At 68.0% G+C, this 20608-nt stretch carries 19 protein-coding genes and 1 riboswitch; of the genes, 16 read left to right on the top strand and 3 right to left on the bottom strand.

All coding sequences use genetic code 11. The annotated features are described in order from the left end of the window. The first annotated feature begins 73 nt into the window (after nt 1–73). The 12 genes from IEV67_RS12465 (at nt 74) to argH (ending at nt 13487) form a co-directional block, all read left to right on the top strand. Nucleotides 74–511 carry a cupin domain-containing protein gene (locus tag IEV67_RS12465; protein ID WP_188436917.1) on the top strand — a complete coding sequence of 146 codons (438 nt, stop codon included), beginning with the start codon at nt 74–76 and terminating at the stop codon, nt 509–511. Then, complete coding sequence (locus IEV67_RS12460; protein ID WP_188436916.1) at nt 508–1221, top strand: DUF402 domain-containing protein; 714 nt, start codon at nt 508–510, stop codon at nt 1219–1221. Before IEV67_RS12465 ends, IEV67_RS12460 begins: the two co-directional genes overlap by 4 nt. A gap of 25 nt (nt 1222–1246) precedes the next feature. Then, nucleotides 1247–1341: riboswitch (TPP riboswitch) on the top strand. Beyond that, on the top strand, nt 1332–2201 hold the full coding sequence (gene thiM, locus IEV67_RS12455; RefSeq protein WP_188436915.1) for a hydroxyethylthiazole kinase: 870 nt from the start codon (nt 1332–1334) through the stop codon (nt 2199–2201). (Overlaps the previous riboswitch by 10 nt.) Further along, the gene (locus IEV67_RS12450; protein WP_188436914.1) at nt 2198–4414 is read left to right on the top strand and encodes a bifunctional hydroxymethylpyrimidine kinase/phosphomethylpyrimidine kinase; all 2217 of its coding nucleotides are present in this window, start codon (nt 2198–2200) and stop codon (nt 4412–4414) included. The genes thiM and IEV67_RS12450 overlap by 4 nt, the downstream gene beginning before the upstream one ends. A gap of 7 nt (nt 4415–4421) precedes the next feature. Further along, a complete protein-coding gene (locus IEV67_RS12445; protein ID WP_188436913.1) occupies nt 4422–5381 on the top strand; it encodes an NAD-dependent epimerase/dehydratase family protein in 960 nt (319 codons plus the stop codon). 239 nt (nt 5382–5620) lie between these two features. After that, nucleotides 5621–6664, top strand: a complete 1044-nt coding sequence (gene argC, locus IEV67_RS12440; RefSeq protein ID WP_188436912.1) for an N-acetyl-gamma-glutamyl-phosphate reductase — start codon at nt 5621–5623, stop codon at nt 6662–6664. Beyond that, nucleotides 6661–7818, top strand: coding sequence for a bifunctional glutamate N-acetyltransferase/amino-acid acetyltransferase ArgJ (gene argJ, locus IEV67_RS12435; protein ID WP_188436911.1), 1158 nt, complete (start codon nt 6661–6663; stop codon nt 7816–7818). The genes argC and argJ overlap by 4 nt, the downstream gene beginning before the upstream one ends. Further along, nucleotides 7815–8732, top strand: a complete 918-nt coding sequence (gene argB, locus IEV67_RS12430) for an acetylglutamate kinase (RefSeq protein WP_188436910.1) — start codon at nt 7815–7817, stop codon at nt 8730–8732. The genes argJ and argB overlap by 4 nt, the downstream gene beginning before the upstream one ends. After that, nucleotides 8729–9946 (top strand): acetylornithine transaminase, encoded by a 1218-nt coding sequence (locus IEV67_RS12425; protein WP_188436909.1) that lies wholly within the window; start codon nt 8729–8731, stop codon nt 9944–9946. The genes argB and IEV67_RS12425 overlap by 4 nt, the downstream gene beginning before the upstream one ends. After that, on the top strand, nt 9943–10866 hold the full coding sequence (argF, locus tag IEV67_RS12420; RefSeq protein WP_188436908.1) for an ornithine carbamoyltransferase: 924 nt from the start codon (nt 9943–9945) through the stop codon (nt 10864–10866). Before IEV67_RS12425 ends, argF begins: the two co-directional genes overlap by 4 nt. Before the next feature lie 67 nt (nt 10867–10933). Further along, nucleotides 10934–12022, top strand: a complete 1089-nt coding sequence (locus IEV67_RS12415; RefSeq protein ID WP_229703093.1) for a heparan-alpha-glucosaminide N-acetyltransferase domain-containing protein — start codon at nt 10934–10936, stop codon at nt 12020–12022. Between the two features lie 34 nt (nt 12023–12056). Continuing rightward, nucleotides 12057–13487, top strand: coding sequence for an argininosuccinate lyase (argH, locus tag IEV67_RS12410; protein ID WP_188436906.1), 1431 nt, complete (start codon nt 12057–12059; stop codon nt 13485–13487). Between the two features lie 5 nt (nt 13488–13492). Here argH and IEV67_RS12405 read toward each other — a convergent pair whose 3' ends face one another. After that, nucleotides 13493–14065 (bottom strand): DUF1349 domain-containing protein, encoded by a 573-nt coding sequence (locus tag IEV67_RS12405; protein ID WP_188436905.1) that lies wholly within the window; start codon nt 14063–14065, stop codon nt 13493–13495. Between the two features lie 91 nt (nt 14066–14156). On the opposite strand from IEV67_RS12405, the gene IEV67_RS12400 reads away from it, so the two are divergent. After that, nucleotides 14157–15320 carry an ATP-binding protein gene (locus IEV67_RS12400; protein ID WP_188436904.1) on the top strand — a complete coding sequence of 388 codons (1164 nt, stop codon included), beginning with the start codon at nt 14157–14159 and terminating at the stop codon, nt 15318–15320. Between the two features lies 1 nt (nt 15321). Here IEV67_RS12400 and IEV67_RS12395 read toward each other — a convergent pair whose 3' ends face one another. Continuing rightward, nucleotides 15322–15678, bottom strand: coding sequence for a MerR family transcriptional regulator (locus IEV67_RS12395; RefSeq protein ID WP_188436903.1), 357 nt, complete (start codon nt 15676–15678; stop codon nt 15322–15324). A 54-nt stretch (nt 15679–15732) separates the two neighbouring features. Here IEV67_RS12395 and IEV67_RS12390 point away from each other — a divergent pair, with 54 nt between their 5' ends. The 3 genes from IEV67_RS12390 to IEV67_RS12380 are packed head-to-tail and all read left to right on the top strand — an operon-like array spanning nt 15733 to nt 18824. Then, nucleotides 15733–16686, top strand: coding sequence for an aldo/keto reductase (locus IEV67_RS12390; RefSeq protein WP_188436902.1), 954 nt, complete (start codon nt 15733–15735; stop codon nt 16684–16686). 27 nt (nt 16687–16713) lie between these two features. Beyond that, a complete protein-coding gene (tyrS, locus tag IEV67_RS12385) occupies nt 16714–18015 on the top strand; it encodes a tyrosine--tRNA ligase (protein ID WP_188436901.1) in 1302 nt (433 codons plus the stop codon). Beyond that, nucleotides 18015–18824, top strand: a complete 810-nt coding sequence (locus IEV67_RS12380; RefSeq protein WP_188436900.1) for a DUF4184 family protein — start codon at nt 18015–18017, stop codon at nt 18822–18824. The genes tyrS and IEV67_RS12380 overlap by 1 nt, the downstream gene beginning before the upstream one ends. Here IEV67_RS12380 and IEV67_RS12375 read toward each other — a convergent pair. Next, nucleotides 18751–19998: a CoA transferase gene (locus IEV67_RS12375; RefSeq protein ID WP_229703090.1), complete on the bottom strand. Its 1248-nt coding sequence runs from the start codon at nt 19996–19998 to the stop codon at nt 18751–18753. The genes IEV67_RS12380 and IEV67_RS12375 overlap by 74 nt on opposite strands. Between the last annotated feature and the right edge of the window lie 610 nt (nt 19999–20608).

The following is a 20608-nucleotide window of genomic DNA, read 5'->3' as shown; positions in this document are numbered from 1 at the left end:
CTTGCCGAACGCCGGTGTCCATTCGTGGATGCCGGCGTTCTGCTCTCCGGTGAGTACCGGAGAGAATGAACGCATGAGTGACTATCAGGTGACGCAGATCGGTGCACCGGACGAGTGGCGCGACCACTTCGGTGGCTTCGACGAGGCCCGTTCCCGTGACGGTCGGCGGGTTGTCGACCATGAACTGACGATGCAGTACATCGGCATGACCGCGAATGCGCTTGAGCCGGGCGAAGAGGCCGGCTACTGGCACACGCACAGCCACGTCGAGGAGCTCTACGTCTTCCTCGCAGGCAGCGGACAGATGGGACTGGACGACGACCTCGTCGACGTCGGCCCAGGCACGGTGGTCAGGGTCGGACAGAGCGTCTGGCGCACCTGGCGTGCACGCCCGGACAGCGCCGAGCAGCTGCGCTGGCTCTGCATCCGTGCCGGTGGTGAGCAGTTGCCGCACCTGCCGAATGACGGCTCCCGCGCGCCCGAGCGGCCCATGCCGTGGCCGGCGTCGTGAGCGGACAGACCGTCGACCCGCGTCCGACCGCGACGACTGCGCCCGACGGCGCCAGAGACCTCGGCATCGCACCGTTCCTCAGCCCAGGCGGCCAGATCGACTGGCATTACCGCAAGCCGGGTTGGCAGACGGGCGACGCATCCAACATCGCGCCGATGCGCGTCGTGCGCGATGACGAACGTGGCCTGGTCGCATGGTTGGCAGCGGGCTCCCTCCTGGAGGGGATGGGCGCTCCGGACGGGCAGCGCATCCGCACCGTCGCGCTCGACCAACGCTGGCTCGTGGAGCGCACCAGGATCGTGGAGGAGTGGTGGGGCAACGGCGTGCTGCGCATAGCACCAACCGGTACTCCGTGGTCGGTCTGGCTGTTCTGGAGTGACGCGACCGGTACGGATTGGGTGTTCGACGGCTGGTACGTGAACCTCGAGAACGCTCACCAGCGCACCGGCAGCGCCACCCATTCGTCCGACCACGTCCTCGACGTGGAGATCGACGCGTCCGGGGAGGTCCGGTTGAAGGACGAGGACGAGCTGGAAGCGGCGATCGAACAGGGCCGGATCTCCGCTGATGAAGCGGAGCAGATCACCCGCCATGCGGATGCTGCGATCGGCGCCTTCCACGGCGGCCACTGGGCATTCGCGCAGGAGTGGGTCGATTGGCGTCCGGATCCGGCGTGGACGATCCCGCAACTCTCCGACTTGCCGCGCTGACGCTCTCGTACGTCGCTAGACTTCGAGCAGTGACACGGGGTGCCGCGCCGAGCGGCTGAGAACACACCCGTCGAACCTGATCTAGTTCGTACTAGCGAAGGGATGTCGCCATGAGCGATCTTCTGTACCCACCGTCCGCCCACCCCGTCGTCGCCGACGCGATGCGATTGCTCGAACTGGTGCGCGAAGCACCACCGCTCACGCACTGCATCACCAACGCCGTCGTCACCGGCTTCACCGCCAACGTGCTGCTCGCCGTCGGCGCGGCACCGGCGATGGTCGACATCGTCGGCGAGTCCGAGCTGTTCGCCGGCGTCGCGACCGGTGTGCTCATCAATCTCGGCACGCCCACACCTGAGCAGCGTGCTGCCGGGCTCGAAGCCGCGGCAGGCGCCGTCGCCGCGGGAACGCCATGGGTGCTGGATCCCGTGGCGATCGGCGCGCTGCCCGTGCGTACCGAGCACGCCCAGCGCCTGGTCGAGCAGCGCCCGACGGCGATCAGGGGGAACGCGTCGGAGATCCTCGCACTCGCGGGCCTGAGCGCTGGTGGCCGCGGGGTGGATGCGACGGACTCACCGGATGCCGCGGCAGACGCCGCCCGTCTGCTCGCGACCCGTCATGGCAGCGTCGTCGCGGTCTCAGGACCGATCGACCTCATCACTGACGGAGAGCGTGTCTTCCGCGTAGCCAACGGCCACGAACTGCTCACCCGCGTCACAGGGGGCGGGTGCGCGCTCGGCGCTGTCATGGCCGCGTTCCTGGGCGCGGCCCGCGGGACCCGGCTCTCGCCCCTCACCGCGGTCACGGCGGCGACCCTGTTCTACACGGTCGCCGCAGAGCGCGCTGCTGCACGGTCCGCCGGGCCGGGCAGCTTCGCCGTCGCATTCCTGGATGAGCTGGCATCCACCACGGCTGACGACCTCGGCGCCGCCGCGCGAGTCGAACTCGTTGCGACGCCGATCGTCGAGGCCGTCTCATGATCGACCTCTCTCTGTACCTCGTCACGGATCCCGTGCTGTGCGGCGAACGAGGAGTCGTCGAGGTCGTGCGAGAAGCGGTCGCTGGCGGTGTGGGCATCGTCCAGCTGCGCGACAAGACGGCGACCGACGAGCAGATCGTCGAACAGCTCATCGAACTGTCCGACGTGATCGACGGACGCGCAGCGCTCGTCGTCAACGACCGGCTGGACGCAGCACTCGAAGCCCGCGCCCGCGGCGCCCGCGTCGACGGCGTCCATCTGGGGCAGTCCGACGCCTCGGTCGAACGCGCAAGGGAATTGCTCGGACCGGATGCGATCATCGGGCTGACCGCGAACACCGCGGCGCACCTCGACGCCGTGCGTGCGCTGCCGCCGGGAACGATCGACCATCTGGGAGTCGGCGTGATCCGGCCGACCAGTACCAAGCCCGATCACCCTGAGCCACTGGGGATCGAGGGTTTCCGTGCGTTCGCAGAGCGCAGCGAGTTCCCGTGCGTCGCCATCGGCGGTGTCGGGATCGACGATGTCGAAGCGCTCCGTGACGCGGGGGCCGCCGGCGTGGCCGTGGTCTCGGCACTGTGCGCCGCGGACGATCCGCGAGCGGCGGCGCGAGCGCTGCGTCGTCGGTGGAGGGGCGCGGCATCCGTTCCCCGTGTTCTGAGCATCGCGGGAAGCGACCCCTCCGGCGGCGCGGGGATCCAGGCCGACCTGAAGTCCATCGGCGCGAACGGCGGATACGGGATGGCGGCGATCACCGCGCTCAGCGTCCAGAACACGCGGGGAGTCCGCGCCGTGCACGTACCTCCCGCCGACTTCCTCCGCGCACAGCTCGACGCTGTGACCGACGACATCGACATCGACGCCGTGAAGATCGGGATGCTCGCGGATGCGGAGGTCATCCGCACCGTCATCAGCTGGCTCGACGACGTTCGCCCGCCGATCGTCGTCGTCGATCCGGTGATGGTCGCGACGAGCGGAGATCGCCTGCTCGAGGCGGATGCCGAGGCGGCATTGCGAGTGCTGCTCAGACGCGCCGACCTCGTCACCCCGAACCTGCTCGAACTCGCAGTGCTGGCGGATGCGGCGGTCGCAGACAACTGGTCCGACGCTGTCGCGGATGCCGAGCGGCTGTCCGCCGACATCGGTGCGGCCGTGCTCGTCAAGGGCGGACACCTCGGCGGAGACCAGTCACCCGATGCGTTCGTGGATGCGACGACGGCGACAGTTCACGAGTTTCCCGGCACGCGGATCGACACGGATGCCACGCACGGCACTGGCTGCTCGCTGTCCTCCGCCCTCGCCACTCAGCGCGCGCTGGGCAAGGACTGGCCGGAGGCTGTTGGCGCGGCACGCGAGTGGCTGCGCGAATCGTTGCGCGGCGGTGCGGAACTGCAGGTCGGGCACGGCAACGGGCCGATCGACCACTTCGCCGGGCTCCGCGCACGAGGCGGCATCGAGACCTCTCCCACGAGCGACGAGGTCGTGACGCGGTGGTGGGAGCAGATCGCATCGATCCGCGCCGGCATCGATGACCTGCCGTTCATCCGTGCGCTCGCCGACGGAACGCTCGACCGGGGTGCGTTCACCCACTATCTCGCGCAGGACGCCCTGTACCTCAGCGGCTATGCCCGCGTGCTCGCGGACGCGGCACGTCTCGCCCCGACAGCGGGCGAGCAGGCGTTCTGGGCGAACGCCGCGCACGGATCGATCGTCGGCGAGCTCGAACTGCACGCGCAGTGGCTCACACCGGAGGACGGCGTGAGCGACGGGACGTTCTCGGCGACGCCGTCCTCGGCGACGACCGCGTATCTCGATCACCTCCGATCCACGGCGTACGGCGGCGACTATGCGCAGCTGATCGCCGCGCTGCTGCCGTGCTTCTGGCTGTACACCGATCTCGGTACCCGCCTGAACGCCGGTTGCTTCGGCGAGTACGCGCAGTCGGCAGCGCATCCGTACGCATCATGGCTGCGCACGTACGCTGACGACTCGTTCGCCGAGGCGACGCAGCAGGCGATCGGCTACACGGCGTCGGCAGCATCAGCATCCGATGCGCCCGGGCGGGCGCGGATGCTGCGTGCGTTCGAAGCATCCGCACGGCACGAGCTCGCGTTCTTCGCAGAACCGCTCGCACTCGACCACCGATCGAACAGCGATCGCGACGCATCCGCTCTGAGCAGATCGCCATCCGCGCGGGACTCGAAGGTGGTGTGATGGGCGTATGACGAACGTGCTCATCCTCGGCGGAACTGCGTGGGTCTCGGGTCTGATCACGAGGCGATGGATCGACAGCGGGGCGCGGGTGACCTGCCTCGCCCGTGGCACGCACCCCGTGCCGGATGGCGCCGAGCTCGTCCGCGCCGACCGCGACGACGCGGAGCCGTACCGTGACCTGCACGGCGAATGGGATGAGATCGTCGACGTCTCGCGCCATGCGCATCACGCCCGCGGTGCAGTCGAAGCGCTGGGCGCGCGCACCGCGCGCTGGACATACGTCTCGTCGGCATCGGTGTACGCCGACGAAGCCACGCCGGACACCGATGAGTCGGCCGAGACCGTGGCGCCCGCGCAGGACGGCGACGAGTACGAGTACGGCGCGCAGAAGCGCGCGTCGGAAGAGGCCGTCCTCGCTCTCGGCGAACGTGCCCGCATCGTGCGACCGGGTCTCATCGTCGGGCCGGGCGATCCCAGTGATCGGTTCGGTTACTGGGCGGCGGCGTTCGACCGCGCTGCGGACGGCCCGGTTCTCATCCCTCGCGTCGAAGGCAGAAAGGCACAGGTGATCGACGTCGAAGATCTGGTCTCCTTCCTGGTCGACAGCGAATCGTTCGCTCCGGTGAACGCGATCGGCGACGTGCACGAGCTCGGTCACGTGCTGGATGCTGTTCGCGCAGCCACCACCCACAGCGGCAAAGTCGTCACGGCCGAGGACGAATGGCTCGAGGCGCACGGCGTCGAGTTCTGGTCGGGGGAGCGGTCGCTGCCGCTGTGGCTGCCGATGGACATGGGCGGATTCATGACGCGTTCGAATGCCGCCTACCGCGCTGCGGGCGGAACCCTGACGTCGCTGGAGACGACGATCGCGCGCATCGTCGACGACGAGCGAACCAGGGGAGTGCATCGCGCGCGACGTGCAGGACTCACCCGTGACGAGGAGCTCGCGCTGATCGACGCGCTGTAGCGGTCAGTCGATTTGCGCACCGCACTGCGACGGCGCTACTGTCACCACATGCCTCCGGCCGCATCCGCCTCTTCGACGCTCGTTCCGAGCGTCATCGTGGTGCGCCGACGCCGCAGCCGTCTGGGCGGCCGCCGACTCTAGGCGACCCCGTGCTCCCTGAACGTCGAATCCCGACGAGAGGGTCGAGCACCGGTGTCGCCGCCATCGGCCCCACACCCCCAGACCGTTAAGGTAGAAGCATGACGTATTCCGTCGCCGTCTCCGGCGCATCCGGCTATGCGGGAGGCGAGATCCTGCGCCTGCTCGCCGGCCACCCGGACATCGAGATCCGCACCGTCACCGCGCACTCCAACGCCGGTCAGCCGCTGATCCAGCACCAGCCGCACCTGCGCTCGCTCGCGCACCTCACCCTGCAGGACACCACCCCTGAGATCCTCGCGGGTCACGACATCGTCTTCCTCGCACTCCCGCACGGCCAATCCGGCCAGTACACGGATGCCCTGGAAGACGTGCCGCTCGTCATCGACGCGGGCGCCGACCACCGCCTCACCTCGCGGGACTCATGGGACGCGTTCTACGGCGGTGACTTCCACGAGCCATGGGCATACGGCGTTCCAGAGCTTCTCGTCAATGGTGGCAAGCAGCGCGATGCGCTCCGAACCGCGACGCGCATCGCCGCTCCAGGGTGCAACGCCTCGACGGTGAGCCTCAGCCTCACGCCCGGCGTCGCCGCAGGGGTGATCGATCCGAGCGACATCGTCGCCGTACTCGCGGTCGGCCCGTCAGGGGCGGGCAAGAGCCTCAAGACGAATCTGCTCGCGAGCGAGATCCTCGGCAGCGCCAATCCGTACGCCGTCGGCGGCACGCATCGGCACATCCCGGAGATCCAGCAGGCCCTGCGCGTCGCAGGCGCGGACGATGTGCGCATCTCCTTCACACCTGTCCTCGTGCCGATGGCACGCGGGATCCTCGCCACCTCGACGGCGCCGATCGTCGATGGCGTATCGGATGCCGAGATCCGCGCAGCGTGGGAGAACGCGTACGGCGACGAGACCTTCGTGCATCTGCTGCCCGAGGGGCAGTTCCCGCGCACCGCCGACGTCATCGGTGCGAACACCGCTCTGATCGGTCTCGCGATCGATCGTGCAGCGGGCCGCGTCACGGTCGTCACCGCCGTCGACAATCTCGTCAAGGGCACGGCGGGCGCCGCCATCCAGTCCATGAACCTCGCGCTCGGACTCCCTGAGGATCGGGCGCTGTCACTGAACGGAGTCGCGCCATGAGCGTCACCGCACCGCAGGGATTCGAAGCGGCAGGCGTCGCAGCGGGTCTCAAGTCCACGGGCAAGCCCGATGTCGCCGTCGTCGTCAACCGCGGCCCGCGCAAGATCGGGGCTGCCGTCTTCACCAGCAACCGCGCCAAGGCGAACCCCATCATCTGGTCGCAGCAGGTCATCCTCGACCGCACGGTCGAGGCGGTCGTCCTCAACTCCGGCGGCGCGAACTGCTTCACGGGGGCGTTCGGATTCCAGACGACGCACGAGACCGCTGAGAAGGCCGCAGAGCTGCTCGAGGTCAGTGCCGGCGACATCCTGGTCTGCTCCACCGGCCTGATCGGCACGGGCGACGAGGCATTCCGTGCCAAAGTTCTCGACGGCACCGCGCAGGCGATCGCACAGCTCAGTGCCGATGGCGGCGACGCGGCCGCGCAGGCGATCATGACGACGGACACGGTCATGAAGACGGCTGTCGTCTCGCGGGACGGCTGGACGATCGGCGGCATGGCCAAGGGCGCGGGGATGCTGGCGCCAGGGCTGGCCACGATGCTCGTCGTCATCACGACCGACGCAGACCTCGACGCACTCGAGGCCGACACGGCACTGCGCCGCGCGACGGGGCAGAGCTTCGACCGGCTCGACTCGGACGGCTGCATGTCGACCAACGATCAGGTGACGCTGCTCGCCAACGGCGCCAGCGGCATCCGGCCCGACCTCGACGACTTCGCGGCGGCCCTGACCGAACTCAGCGATGAACTCGCGCTCAAACTGCAGGGCGACGCCGAGGGCGCGAGCCACGACATCACGATCCGCGTCACCAATGCCGCTTCAGAGCAGGAGGCGGTGGAGGTCGGCCGCTCGGTCGCACGCAACAACCTCTTCAAGGCCGCCATCTTCGGCAACGATCCGAACTGGGGCCGCGTGCTGGCGGCGATCGGAACCACCAGTGCGCAGTTCGATCCGTACAACGTCGACGTCTGGATGAACGGCGTACGGGTGTGCTCCGAGGGCGGCCCCGATCGCCCGAGGGAAGAAGTCGACCTCACCCCGCGTGCCACGGATCTGCTCATCGATCTGCAGGTGGGCGATGCGGAGGCGACGATCCGCACGAACGACCTCACGCACGACTACGTGCATGAGAACAGCGCGTACGCCTCATGACCGACATCCAGGACACGCCCGCCGAGATCGCCGCGGTCAAGGCGACCACGCTGATCGAGTCGCTCCCGTGGCTGAAGAAGTTCCGTGACCAGATCGTCGTGGTCAAATACGGCGGCAATGCCATGGTCTCGGACGAACTGCAGGAGGCGTTCGCGCAGGACATCGCCTACCTCCGCTACGTCGGCGTGCTGCCGGTGGTCGTGCACGGCGGCGGCCCGCAGATCTCGAACATGCTCGACCGGCTCGCGATCCCCAGCGAGTTCAAGGGCGGTTATCGGGTCACCAACACCGAGGCCATCAGCGTCGTGCGCATGGTGCTCACCGGCCAGGTGAACCCGCAGCTCGTCGCCAAGATCAACTCGCACGGCCCGATCGCGACCGGTCTGAGCGGCGAGGACGCCGGTCTGTTCGGCGGCCGCCGCCGCGGCGTGGTGATCGACGGGGAGAACATCGACCTCGGACGCGTCGGCGACGTCGTCGAGGTCGACCCCACCGCCGTGCACGACCACCTGGCCGCGGGGCGCATCCCGGTGATCTCCAGCATCGCGCCCGACCTGGATCACCCAGGTCAGTCGCTCAACGTGAACGCGGATGCCGCGGCATCCGCCCTCGCTGTCGCGCTGAACGCCCGCAAGCTGGTGGTCCTCACCGACGTGCCGGGCCTCTACGCCGACTGGCCCAATCGCGAGTCGCTCGTCTCGCACCTCACATCCGCACAGCTCATCGAGATGCTCCCGTCGCTGGAATCGGGGATGATCCCGAAGATGCGCGCATGCCTCGACGCTGTCGAGGGCGGAGTGGATGCCGCGGCCATCATCGACGGACGCGTGCCGCACTCGGTGCTCGTCGAGCTGTTCACCAGCAAGGGAATCGGAACTGAAGTGGTACTCGGAGAATCAGGGGTGACGGCATGACCGTCTGGCAGGAAGACGCAGCACGGGATCTGGTGCTCAACGCCGGCGAGCGGTTCGCACTGCTCACACGCGGTGAGGGCTCCTACCTCTGGGACGACAGTGGCAACCGCCACCTCGACTTCCTCGCCGGCATCGCGGTGACCTCGCTCGGTCATTCGCACCCGGTGTTCGTCGACGCCATCTCGAAGCAGGCCGCGACCCTCGCACACGTGTCGAACTACTTCGCCACACCTCCGCAGCTCGAGCTCGCGGCACGTCTGAAGCGTCTGGCCGGAGCCGGGATCGATGGCCGCGTGTACTTCTCGAACTCCGGTGCCGAGGCCAACGAGGCGGCGTTCAAGCTCGCGCGCCTGCACGGCGGATCAGAACGGCCGCGCATCATCGCGCTGGAGAACGCCTTCCACGGACGCACCATGGGCTCTCTCGCCATCACGGCGAAAGCGGCTATGCGGGCGCCCTTCGAACCGATGCCGGGCGGCGTCGAACACATCCCTGCCACGATCGAGGCGCTGGAAGCAGCCCTCGACGAGCACGTCGCCGCCGTCTTCATCGAGCCCATCCAGGGTGAGGCCGGAGTCGTCGAGCTACCAGAGGGATACCTCGCCGCCGCGCGCTCACTCACGCTGAAGCACGGCGCGCTGCTCATCATCGATGAGATCCAGACCGGTGCCGGCCGCACCGGCGCATGGTTCGGTTTCAACCACGAGGGCATCACGCCCGACGCGATCACGCTCGCCAAGGGCATCGGCGGGGGCTTCCCGATCGGCGCTCTCGTCACGTTCGGTGCAGCGAGCTCGCTGTTCACGCCCGGATCGCACGGATCGACCTTCGGCGGCAACCCCCTGGGCACCGCCGTCGCGAACGCCGTCCTCGGTGAGATCGAAAGTGCGGGGCTGGTGGAGAACGCCGCCGCGCGCGGAGTGCAGCTGCGCACCGTGATCGAAGGCATCGGCTCGCCGCTCGTCAGCGGCGTGCGCGGACGGGGCCTGCTCATCGGCGTCGCCCTGACCGCCCCCGTGGCAGGCAAGGTCGTCGCCGCCGCGCAGGAGCGTGGGCTCATCGTCAACGCCGCCAACCCCGACACGGTGCGCATCGCGCCCGCCCTGAACATCGGCGACGTCGAGATCGAAGAATTCCAGACGCTGTTCGCCACCGCCCTCGCCGACGTGCGGGCGGAGCTCGCAGCATCCGAAACCGGGAAGGTAACCGTATGACCCGCCACCTGCTGCGCGACGACGATCTCACCTCTGCCGAGCAGGCCGAGATCCTCGATCTCGCCGTCGAGCTGAAGAAGGATCGCTGGGCAGACAAGTCCCTCGCAGGTCCTCAGACCGTCGCGGTGATATTCGACAAATCATCCACCCGCACCCGGGTCTCGTTCGCCGTGGGCATCGCAGACCTCGGCGGTTCGCCACTGATCATCTCGACCGCGAACAGCCAGCTCGGCGGCAAGGAGACCCCGGCCGACACGGCTCGCGTGCTCGAGCGTCAGGTCGCCGCGATCGTGTGGCGCACGTATGCGCAGGCAGGGCTCGAGGAGATGGCCAAGGGCACTCGTGTACCTGTCGTCAACGCGCTGTCTGACGACTTCCACCCCTGTCAGCTCCTCGCCGACCTGCTCACGATCCGCGAGCACAAGGGAGACCTGAAGGGGCTGACGCTGACGTTCTTCGGCGACGCGCAGAGCAATATGGCGCACTCCTACGCGCTCGCCGGTGTCACCGCCGGCATGCACGTGCGCATGGCATCGCCCGAGTCGTACGCGCCGCGTGCCGACGTGATCGAGGCAGCCGATCGCCGCGCCGTCGAGACCGGCGGATCGATCACCCTCTACACCGACCCCGTCGAGGCGGCCGCAGGCGCGGACGTCGTCGTCACCGACACCTGGGTGTCGATGGGCAAGGAAGAGGAGAAGATCGCGCGGATCCGCGACCTCGGCGGCTACAAGGTCACCGGCGAGACCATGAGCCTCGCCGACCCCGACGCGATCTTCATCCACTGTCTCCCCGCCGACCGGGGCTACGAAGTCGACCCCGAGGTCATCGACGGTCCCCAGAGCGTCGTGTGGGATGAAGCCGAGAACCGGCTGCATGCCCAGAAGGCACTCCTGGTCTGGTTGCTCCGCCAGAGCTGATCCGGTCCATGGCGCGCAGACGATCCTTGAGCCTGTCGCTCTTGCTGAGCGAGCGGAGCGAGTCGAAGTGAAGGATCGTCTGCGCCTCAACTGGCAGCGCCTCAACGGCCCGGCACGCATCGCCGGCGTCGACCTCGCCCGCGGTCTCGCGGTGGTCGGAATGTTCGCCGCGCACCTGCTGTTGACGGCCGACAGCTTCGTCTGGGCTGAGCCCTCCACCTGGACGGCTGTCGTCGACGGGCGCTCGTCGATCCTGTTCGCCACGCTCGCCGGTGTCTCGATCGGACTCGTCACGGGTGGGCGCTCGCCGCTGACCGGCTCGACAATGGCCGTGGCACGGTTCAAACTCGTGCTGCGCGCGCTGATGCTGCTGGTTCTCGGCATCCTGTTGATCCTCGCCGGGGTGCCGGTCTACGTCATCCTGCCCGCGTACGCGATCCTGTTCCTGCTGGCGTTGCCGTTCACCCGGCTGCGCGCAGGTACGGTGCTGTGGATCGCAGCAGGCCTCGCCGTCGTCATGCCGTTCGTGCAGCCGGCGCTCGAGGCGCTGCCGATCTGGGACGCACCGTTTCGCGACGAACTCGACGCGATGATCGGATGGCACTACCCGTTCACGGTGTGGATCGCGTTCGTGCTCGCGGGTCTGGGCGTCGCTCGTGCCGGAGTGACGAGGCTCGCCGTCCAACTGCGGATGCTGGTCGTCGGAGTGGTGCTCGCCATCGTCGGCTACGAACTCGCCGAACTGCCGTCGCCGTCGAATGACCCCTACTGGGACGCGGTTTGGACGGCGGATCCGCACTCCTCGGGGGTGCTCGAGGCCATCGGCTCCGGCGGCTTCGCGATCGCCGTGCTGGCCGCCTGCCTGCTGCTGTCGCGCGTCGGCGTGCTGCGGATGCTGACTCTTCCGTTGCGCGCAACCGGAGCGATGCCGCTGACGGCCTATACCGCGCAGCTTCTCGTGTGGGCCGTCGTCGCGCTGATCGTGCTCGGCGACACCACGGACTACTTCGGGTTCATCGCGCTCGAACCCTTCTGGCCCATGACGATCGGCACGTTCATCGCGTGCACGGCCTGGGCGCTGCTCATCGGCCGCGGCCCGCTGGAACGGCTGCTCGAGCGCGCGACGCGACCCGTCGGGTCCAGCACGACGCACTGATGGGGGCAGTGCGCCGCGCCAGTAGGCTGGAATCATGAGCGACGCGAAGCACGACGGCACCAACGAGGGCGCACTCTGGGGCGCACGATTCGCAAGCGGACCCTCTCCCGAGCTCGCAGAGCTCAGCCGCTCGACGCACTTCGACTGGATCCTCGCGCCCTACGACATCGCCGGATCCCACGCGCACGCCAAGGCGCTCGCCGCGGCCGGCTACCTCAAGCCGGACGAGGAGCAGCAGATGCACGCCGGCCTCGACGCGATCGCGCAGAGAGTCGCCGATGGCTCGCTGCTCCCCGCGCCCAGCGACGAAGACGTGCACGGCGCTCTCGAGCAGGCGCTGATCGCCGAGCTCGGGCCCGAACTCGGCGGGCGCCTCCGCGCCGGTCGCAGCCGCAACGACCAGATCGCGACGCTGGTGCGCATGTACCTGATCGATCACGCCAAGGTCATCGCCCGCGACATCCTGCGCGTGATCGACGCTCTCGTGGCACAGGCCGAGGCGCACCCCGAGGCGATCCTTCCCGGCCGCACCCACCTGCAGCATGCGCAACCAGTGCTGCTCGCACACCACCTCCAGGCGCACGCCTGGCCGCTCGTCCGCGAGCTGGAGCGCCTGGTCGACTGGCGCGTCCGTGCCGGTGTCTCGCCGTATGGCGGGGGAGCGCTCGCGGGATCCACACTCGGCCTCGACCCGGAGCTCGTCGCTCGCGAACTGGGGCTCGACCGACCGGCGGAGAACTCCCTCGACGGCACAGCCGCACGTGACGTCGTGGCCGAGTTCGCGTTCATCACGGCTATGACCGGCGTGGACATCTCACGTTTTGCCGAGGAGATCATCCTCTGGAACACGCGTGAGTTCGGCTTCGTCACCCTGCACGACAGCTGGTCGACCGGGTCGAGCATCATGCCGCAGAAGAAGAACCCCGACATCGCAGAACTCGCCCGAGGCAAGTCGGGCCGTCTCATCGGCAACCTGTCGGGACTGCTGGCCACGCTCAAGGGGCTGCCGATCGCGTACAACCGCGACCTGCAGGAGGACAAGGAACCGGTCTTCGACTCCGTGAACACCCTCGAGGTGCTGCTGCCGGCATTCGCCGGGATGGTCGCGACGCTCACCTTCGACACCGCGCGGATGGCAGAGCTCGCCCCGCAGGGGTTCTCGCTCGCGACCGACGTCGCCGAGTGGCTCGTCAAGCAGCGGGTGCCCTTCCGCGACGCGCACGAGATCTCCGGTGCGCTCGTGAAGTCCTGCGAATCGCAGGGAATCGGCCTCGAAGACGCTTCGGACGAGCTGCTCGCGCAGGTCTCACCGCACCTCACGCCCGAGGTGCGCGAGGTCCTGAGCATCAAGGGTTCCGTCGCCTCCCGTACCGGTGCCGGCGGCACGGCGCCGATCCGCGTCGCAGAGCAGCGGGCAGAGCTGATCGCCCGTGCTCAGACCGCCGCGCACGCGCTCGGGCTCTGAGCGACCTAATGCAGCGCTTCGTCCGCGGCGCTGCGCTCCCAACTGGTGAACCTCACGACCAGATTCGCACTCGTCGGGGCGGCGAGGAACGGGCCGGCTGAGGCGACGGCATCCCCGTCGAAGGGCGCGACGCGCACCAGGCGCCATTCGCCGTCATCCGCGCGTGCCCGCACGATCAGCGCATCGGCCCATCGGCTCACGCGCACCGTGATCTGCGAACCGTGCCAGTCGTCGACGTACCCGACCGACCAGTCGGAGCGGATCTCGGTGACCACCGCGCCGAGCCCGAGATGACCGTCGGCGAACTCCAGGCCTGCCTTCATCCAGTGCTCCTCGTCGGCGTGGACATACAGGCCGGCCTGGTCGAACTGCCCGTCCCACGGCGCGCGGAACGAGACCTCCATCGCCTCGCCGACCGCGAGAGGTGCCAGCAGGGCGTGGGCGTTCTCGTGGACGAAGCCGTACGCCGTGTGGCGCCACGCGTCGCTTCCCTCCCGCGCGGTCACATCGAGGTGGCTCCCGGATTCGCTGCTCGCGGCAGGAGGAGTGGTCCAGGTTCCATCGGTCCAGGCGATCATGGTCGACACCATATCGGGCGTTGACGCCACTCGGATACTTTGAGATACTCGGCCCGAAGTATCTCTTAGTATCTCGCGCGATGGAGGACCGATGCAGCCGAGTCCGTACACCCCGGGCGAGATCGCCCGCGCCGTTCCCGGCCGAGGCGAGCTGATCGACGAGTTCACCGAGAGGCTCTCCCTGCTGGTCGACCTGCAGCGGCTGATCGGACGCATCCATGTCGCTTTCGGCGAGCGCGGGATCGGCAAGACCTCTCTGCTGCGTGCCTACCAGCGTCTCGCCGAGGAGCGCGATGTGCTCTGCATCTGGGTCACGGCGGGGGAGCAGAGCGGTCTGATCGCCCAGATCGTCGACGGCATCCGTGAGGCGACGAGTTCGTGGCCGCAGGCGACAGCGGCGTCGATCCGCGAGAACCTCGATGCGCTCACCGTGACCGTGCGCGTGCCGGGGATCGCATCCGTGAGCGCGAAGACGAAGATTCCGGCACCTGAGGCCGTCGGTGCCAGGGCGCTGGAGAAGCTCATCCGCGCGACCACCGATGACCGGCGGCGAGTGAAGGCCCTGATCCTGTTCATCGACGAGGTGCAGTCGGCAGATGCCGACGGCATCCGCACGCTCGCATACGCCTGGCAGCACCTGCAGGCCGAGGCATCCGACATCCCCGCCGCCGTCTATGCCGCGGGTCTTCCCAACGCGCCGGAGCAGATCGCGGATGCCGTGACCTTCAGCGAGCGCTTCGCGTACCGTCCGCTCGAGATGCTGTCGGTCGGCGCGCAGGTCGCGGCCCTGCGCGATCCGGCATCCGAGTTGAACGTGACGTGGGCGCCGGACGCACTCGGGCTCGCCGCTGAGCTCGCCGCCGGTTACCCATACGCGGTGCAGCTGTACGGCGATGCGTCGTGGGTCGCGGCCGGGCGACCGGATGCCGGTGGCACGATCACCCCGCGTCATGTGAAGACCGCACGATCCAGCGTCGATCGTGACCTCCGGAACCTGTTCGCCGCGCGCTGGGCGAACACCACGGCGAATCAGCGCCGTTTCCTCGTCGCGGTCGCCTGGTTGCAGGAACACGGTGACGCCGCAGACCGTGGCGATCTCGCCGATGTGCTCGACGTGTCATCACGCAGCCTGTCGTCGGTGCGTGCCCGACTGATCGCGAAGGGTCTCATCCGGTCGGAAGGACACGGGCGCGTCACGATCCCGGTCCCCGGTTTCGCCGACTACATCCGCGAGCTCGAGGATGACCCGCGCTGACTCAGAGAGTCGATCGGTACCAGCTGATCTTCCCCGCCAGACGCGCCTGTTGCGCGAGCACCTCATCGAGCCTCTGCTGGACGCTGACTGCGTGCTCCTCGAGCAGCGCGATGCGCTCTGGGACGGTGTCATCGTCGCGGCACAGCTCGCCGTAGCGTCGGAGTCTCTCCATCGGCATCCCGGTCTCACGCAAGCACTTGAGGAAATCCAGAGTGCCCAGCTCAGCGTCGGTGTACACCCGATGCCCACCGGCCGTGCGCTGCACCTCCGGGAGGACCCCCTCACGTTCGTAGTAGCGCAGCGTGTCGATGCTGAAGCCGCTGCGTTCGGCTGCTTCGGCTGGCGTGTACGTCGTCATGGCATCGAGCATAGGACTTGACCTGGAGTGCGCTCCAGGTTGCATCGTGGATTCATGACCTCAGCCACCCTGCCCACATTCCCACTCGTCCTCGGAGCGATGGCGTTCGGCACGCGCATGAGCGAAGACGCCTCGTTCGCGCTGCTCGACCGCTTCGTCGAACGTGGCGGGCTCTGGATCGACACCGCCGACTGCTACAGCTTCTGGGACAGCCCGACCGGTCACGGGGGCGCATCGGAGACCGTGCTCGGTCGCTGGTTCTCGGCTCGCCCAGGGGTGCGCGATCAGGTGCGGATCTCGACCAAGGTCGGTGCCGAGCCACTCTGGCCCGGATCCTGGCCAGAGAACCGTGCCGGTCTCTCTGCCCGAGCCGTGCGCGATGCGGTCGCCGGCAGCCTCGACCGGCTCGGTGTCGACACGATCGACCTGCTCTGGTTGCACATGGAGGATCGTTCGGTGCCGATCGAGGAGACCGTGGACGCGCTCGCCGAACTGACCGCAGACGGGACGGCGAAGCGTGTCGGAGCCTCCAACCATCCGGCCTGGCGGATCGAACGAGCACGCGCCCATGCGAAGCGGATCGGGAGCCTTCCGATCGACGCGTTCCAGCTGAACAGCACGTACCTGCGGGCGCGCCCCGGCGCGCCGCTGCCCGGTGTGGTCCATCGGTTCGGCGGGCTGAACGACGAACAGCGCGACTACGCCATCGAGCACGGGATCGAGACGTGGGCGTACACGCCGCTGCTGTCCGGCGCATATGACAATCCCGAGAAGAGCATCGCGGACGTGTACGACCACCCGGGTAACGCGCGCCGCCTCGCGGTGCTGGACGACATCGCGCGCGAGCGCGGACTTCAGCGCGGCCAGATCGTGCTCGCATGGCTGCTGGCCCACGGCATCCGCCCGATCCTCGGCGGGAGCAGGATCGACCAGCTCGACACGGCGATGGATGCCGCGCTGCTCACCCTCACGCCCGAGGAAGTCGAGGCGATGGATGCGCCGGCGTGAACGCGCCGCGCTGATAGCCTGGAGCGCGTGTCGAATCCTGATCTGACGACTGCCGAACCCGCGATCGACCCCACGTTCGAGAACGTGTGGGACGAACTGGTGTGGCGCGGCCTCGTCCACGTGTCCACCGACCAGGAGGCGCTGCGCGCCCTTCTCGGCGGAGACCCGATCACGTATTACTGCGGATTCGACCCGACTGCTCCGAGCCTGCACCTGGGAAACCTCGTGCAGCTGCTGACACTGCGCCGCATCCAGCTCGCAGGTCACAAGCCGCTCGGCCTCGTCGGCGGCTCCACAGGCCTCATCGGCGACCCTCGGCCCACCGCCGAGCGCACGCTGAACACGCCGGAGACCGTCGCGGAATGGGTGGGACGCCTGCGCACGCAGGTCGAGCGCTACCTGAGCTTCGAGGGCGAGAACGCGGCGCGCATCGTGAACAACCTCGACTGGACGGCGCCGATGTCGGCGATCGACTTCCTGCGCGAGATCGGCAAGCACTACCGCGTCGGCACGATGCTGAAGAAGGATGCGGTCGCCGCGCGCCTCAACTCGGATGCCGGCATCAGCTACACCGAGTTCAGCTACCAGGTCCTGCAGGGCATGGACTACCTGGAGCTCTACCGTCAGTACGGCTGCGTGCTGCAGACCGGCGGAAGCGACCAGTGGGGCAACCTCACCAGCGGCACCGACCTCATCCGTCGGGCCGAGGGCGTGGCCGCGCACGCGATCGGCACCCCGCTGATCACCAACAGCGACGGCACGAAGTTCGGCAAGAGCGAGGGCAACGCCATCTGGCTCGATGCCGAGATGTGCAGCCCGTACCGGATGTACCAGTTCTGGCTCAGCACGGCGGATGCCGATGTGCTCGAGCGCCTGAAGATCTTCACATTCCTCACACGAGCCGAGATCGAGGAGTACGCGCAGCTCGTGGAGACCGAGCCCTTCCGCCGTGCCGCACAGAAGCGCCTCGCGCTCGAGGTGGTCGCGACAGTGCACGGGACGGATGCGACCGCAGCGGTCATCGCCGCGTCAGAGGCGCTGTTCGGCCAGGGCGACCTGAACGCGCTGGATGCGGCGACGCTGCGTTCTGCGCTCGAAGAGCTGCCGAATGCCACAGTCGCGGCCGGGGCACCGGTGCTCGATGCGCTCGTGGAGACCGGACTCGTCGCGAGTCTCTCCGAGGCGCGCAGAGCGATCGCCCAGGGCGGCGTGACCCTTGACGGTGCACGCGTCGAAGACGACGACGCCGTCGTGCAAGGGACTCTGCCCGGAGGGGTGTCGGTGCTGCGCCGCGGCAAGAAGACCCTCGCCGGCGTCTTCATCGGCTGATGCCTTTCACCCCGAGTCACGCGGTCCTCGCGCTGCCGTTCATCCGCACGCCGTTGGTTCCGGCGGCGATCGCGATCGGCGCGATGACACCTGACCTGCCGCTGTTCCTGCGCGGATTCGGCGTCACGTACACGTTCACGCACACCTACGCGAACGTGCTCTGGACGATGGTGCTCGCCTTCGGACTGTTCCTCATCTGGCGCGTGGTGCTGCGGCCGGCGGCATCCGAGCTGTCACCGTCCTGGTTGGCACGCCGGCTCCCGAGCGAGTGGGACGAGCCGGCCGCGGATGCCGCGACCGAGGCCGTCGGATTCGGGCAGCGGCGCTCCTACATCCCGCTGCTCATAGTGTCGCTGCTGCTCGGCGTCGTCTCACACATCGTGTGGGACGCCTTCACGCACGATGGCCGCGTCGGGCTCGAGGTCTTCCCTGCCCTGGGCGAGCAGTGGGGCCCCCTGCAGGGATTCAAGTGGCTGCAGCACGGTTCGAGCGTCATCGGACTGATCGTCATCGGCATCTGGGCGGTGCTCTGGCTGCGTCGAAGCGCTGCGCATGCCGATGCCGAGCGCATGCTGCCCGGCTGGGTCCGCGTGGTGTGGTGGATCTCGTTGCCGGTGATCCTCGTCGCCGCGTGGGTGATCGGCTATCTGACGCACGGTCCCTTCACCGCGGAATTCACGCTGCAGCACCTGGCGTATCGGGTGCTGCCTTCGGCGTGCGGAATCTGGGCGATGCTCACTCTCGCGCTGTGCGTGGTGATCGCCATCGTGGGTGGTCGCCGGCCCACGCGCGTGGCGCCTCGAAGCTGAGTCCGGGCAAGGCCGGAGCTGCCGTGACGACCGAGCGTCCGCCGACCGTGAACTGCTGGCTGTGCATGGTGGGATCGATCTCGCGTTCCGGCTGCGGCTGATCGCGGCGCGGCATCCCGAGCAGTTCGGCGGCCACGCGCCGGAGCGAGGTCGAGACGTGCCACGTACCGCCCTCGCGTTCTCGTCGCGCCAGTGTCTCGTAGATCGCGGCGGCCAGCAGGTAGCCGGCGCTGTGATCGAGCGCCTGTGCGGGAAGGACTCCCGGCCGGTCGCCGTCTGCGGACTCGATCATCGCGATTCCGGACTCCGCCTGTACGAGTGAGTCGAATCCGGCGCGATCGGGATGATCGAGGCCCCATGCGCTCAGCTGGGCGATGATCAGGCCTGGGTACCGTGCGGCGAGGTCCGCGGGGGAGAGGCCGAGACGTTCGAGCGCGGCGGGCCGGTACCCGAGAACGACGACATCGGCCCCCGACAGCAGCATCGCCATCTGCGGCGATCGAGCGTCGAGCAGGGCGCTGCGCTTGCCGTGACCGGTGTCGAGGTGCTGCCACTCCGGTTCGGGAAGATCCGGGGGATCGATGCGCAGCACGTCGGCGCCGAGAAGGGCGAGCGTGCGGGTGCAGACGGGGCCGGCGATCACTCGGGTCAGGTCGAGGACGCGGATGCCGTGCAATGGTGCTGCCGTATCGGGAGATGCCGTGGTGGGAGTGGGGGCGTGATCGCCCATTCGACCGATCTCGATCAGCGGTCGCTCGCGCAGGGCCTGGTCGTATTCGGGATTCTCCCGACGCACTGCCACCGCAAGTCCACCCGCATCGACGATGCGGTCGACGGACTCCCGAACGGATGCCGCGGCGAACACCGCGCGAAGATCATCTGCCCCCGCATCGGCCGGCACGTCGAGACCGCGGCACAGTGCTCTCGCGTGGTGAGGATAGTTGCCGTGGGTGCGCAGCCATCCGTCGTCGGCTTGCCAGAATCCGGAGAACGGCGACCACACCGAGGGAGCCTTGCCGTCGATACGCAACATTCGGTCGCTGCTGTATGCCATCGCGATCCGGTCGAGGTCGACCTGCCCGGACATGTCTACCGCGCGCATCACCGAAGTCACACTGGCCAGGGCAAGATCGGCGGTGGCGAGTCGAGAGGGGAGGGCCGATGGTGCGTTCATATGGTCGCGATCGTACGCCTGAGAGGCGCTCTCCGAGCAGAAAATGGAGTTGATCAGGCAGGATGCTCCGACCATGCCTCTGCGACACGCCCGGGCCGGCGCCGTGATTTGCCCGACCCCCGCATCCCACGTAAGTTATTACCTGTTCGCCCCACAGGGTTGAGCAAGGGCCAAGGCTCAGCTCCCCTCAAGCGGTAGAACACCTCCCAACACAGAAGATCACCTCGGTGAGATGCTGTGAGGGGGGCCTCTGTGGTTCCGCAGATCGTGACTGAGTTCGCTCGGATCGCCGATTTGACAAACGGATGCCACGGGGTAAGATTGAGAAGTTGCCCTTCGGGCCTGGTTGTGATGACTGGGTCGGGGGAGCGTCCGATCCTTGAGAACTCAACAGCGTGCACTTGTCAAATGCCAAATTATCCTCGTCGGTCTTCGGACTGGTGAGAATTCCTTTGGATCAAAGACCAGCCCTTCCGGGGGTTGGCATTTTAATGAAGTCAGTTTGATTCATTTCTTTGGTCAGTTCAAACTCGCTGCGATTCACCTTATTCCGGTGGTTGTGGTTTTTTTCTTTTACGGAGAGTTTGATCCTGGCTCAGGATGAACGCTG

The organism is Microbacterium murale, from assembly GCF_014635185.1.
GTDB classification, from domain to species: domain Bacteria; phylum Actinomycetota; class Actinomycetes; order Actinomycetales; family Microbacteriaceae; genus Microbacterium; species Microbacterium murale.
Note: the sequence above shows the minus strand (reverse complement) of the source record. Positions and strands in the feature narration are given on the sequence as shown.

Coding starts and splice junctions, on each gene's coding strand:
- IEV67_RS12465 (WP_188436917.1), top strand. CDS start 74: ATGAGTGACTATCAGGTGACGCAGATCGGTGCACCGGACGAGTGGCGC.
- thiM (WP_188436915.1), top strand. CDS start 1,332: ATGAGCGATCTTCTGTACCCACCGTCCGCCCACCCCGTCGTCGCCGAC.
- IEV67_RS12450 (WP_188436914.1), top strand. CDS start 2,198: ATGATCGACCTCTCTCTGTACCTCGTCACGGATCCCGTGCTGTGCGGC.
- IEV67_RS12445 (WP_188436913.1), top strand. CDS start 4,422: ATGACGAACGTGCTCATCCTCGGCGGAACTGCGTGGGTCTCGGGTCTG.
- argC (WP_188436912.1), top strand. CDS start 5,621: ATGACGTATTCCGTCGCCGTCTCCGGCGCATCCGGCTATGCGGGAGGC.
- argJ (WP_188436911.1), top strand. CDS start 6,661: ATGAGCGTCACCGCACCGCAGGGATTCGAAGCGGCAGGCGTCGCAGCG.
- argB (WP_188436910.1), top strand. CDS start 7,815: ATGACCGACATCCAGGACACGCCCGCCGAGATCGCCGCGGTCAAGGCG.
- IEV67_RS12425 (WP_188436909.1), top strand. CDS start 8,729: ATGACCGTCTGGCAGGAAGACGCAGCACGGGATCTGGTGCTCAACGCC.
- argF (WP_188436908.1), top strand. CDS start 9,943: ATGACCCGCCACCTGCTGCGCGACGACGATCTCACCTCTGCCGAGCAG.
- argH (WP_188436906.1), top strand. CDS start 12,057: ATGAGCGACGCGAAGCACGACGGCACCAACGAGGGCGCACTCTGGGGC.
- IEV67_RS12405 (WP_188436905.1), bottom strand. CDS start 14,065: ATGATCGCCTGGACCGATGGAACCTGGACCACTCCTCCTGCCGCGAGC.
- IEV67_RS12400 (WP_188436904.1), top strand. CDS start 14,157: ATGCAGCCGAGTCCGTACACCCCGGGCGAGATCGCCCGCGCCGTTCCC.
- IEV67_RS12395 (WP_188436903.1), bottom strand. CDS start 15,678: ATGACGACGTACACGCCAGCCGAAGCAGCCGAACGCAGCGGCTTCAGC.
- IEV67_RS12390 (WP_188436902.1), top strand. CDS start 15,733: ATGACCTCAGCCACCCTGCCCACATTCCCACTCGTCCTCGGAGCGATG.
- IEV67_RS12380 (WP_188436900.1), top strand. CDS start 18,015: ATGCCTTTCACCCCGAGTCACGCGGTCCTCGCGCTGCCGTTCATCCGC.
- IEV67_RS12375 (WP_229703090.1), bottom strand. CDS start 19,998: ATGAACGCACCATCGGCCCTCCCCTCTCGACTCGCCACCGCCGATCTT.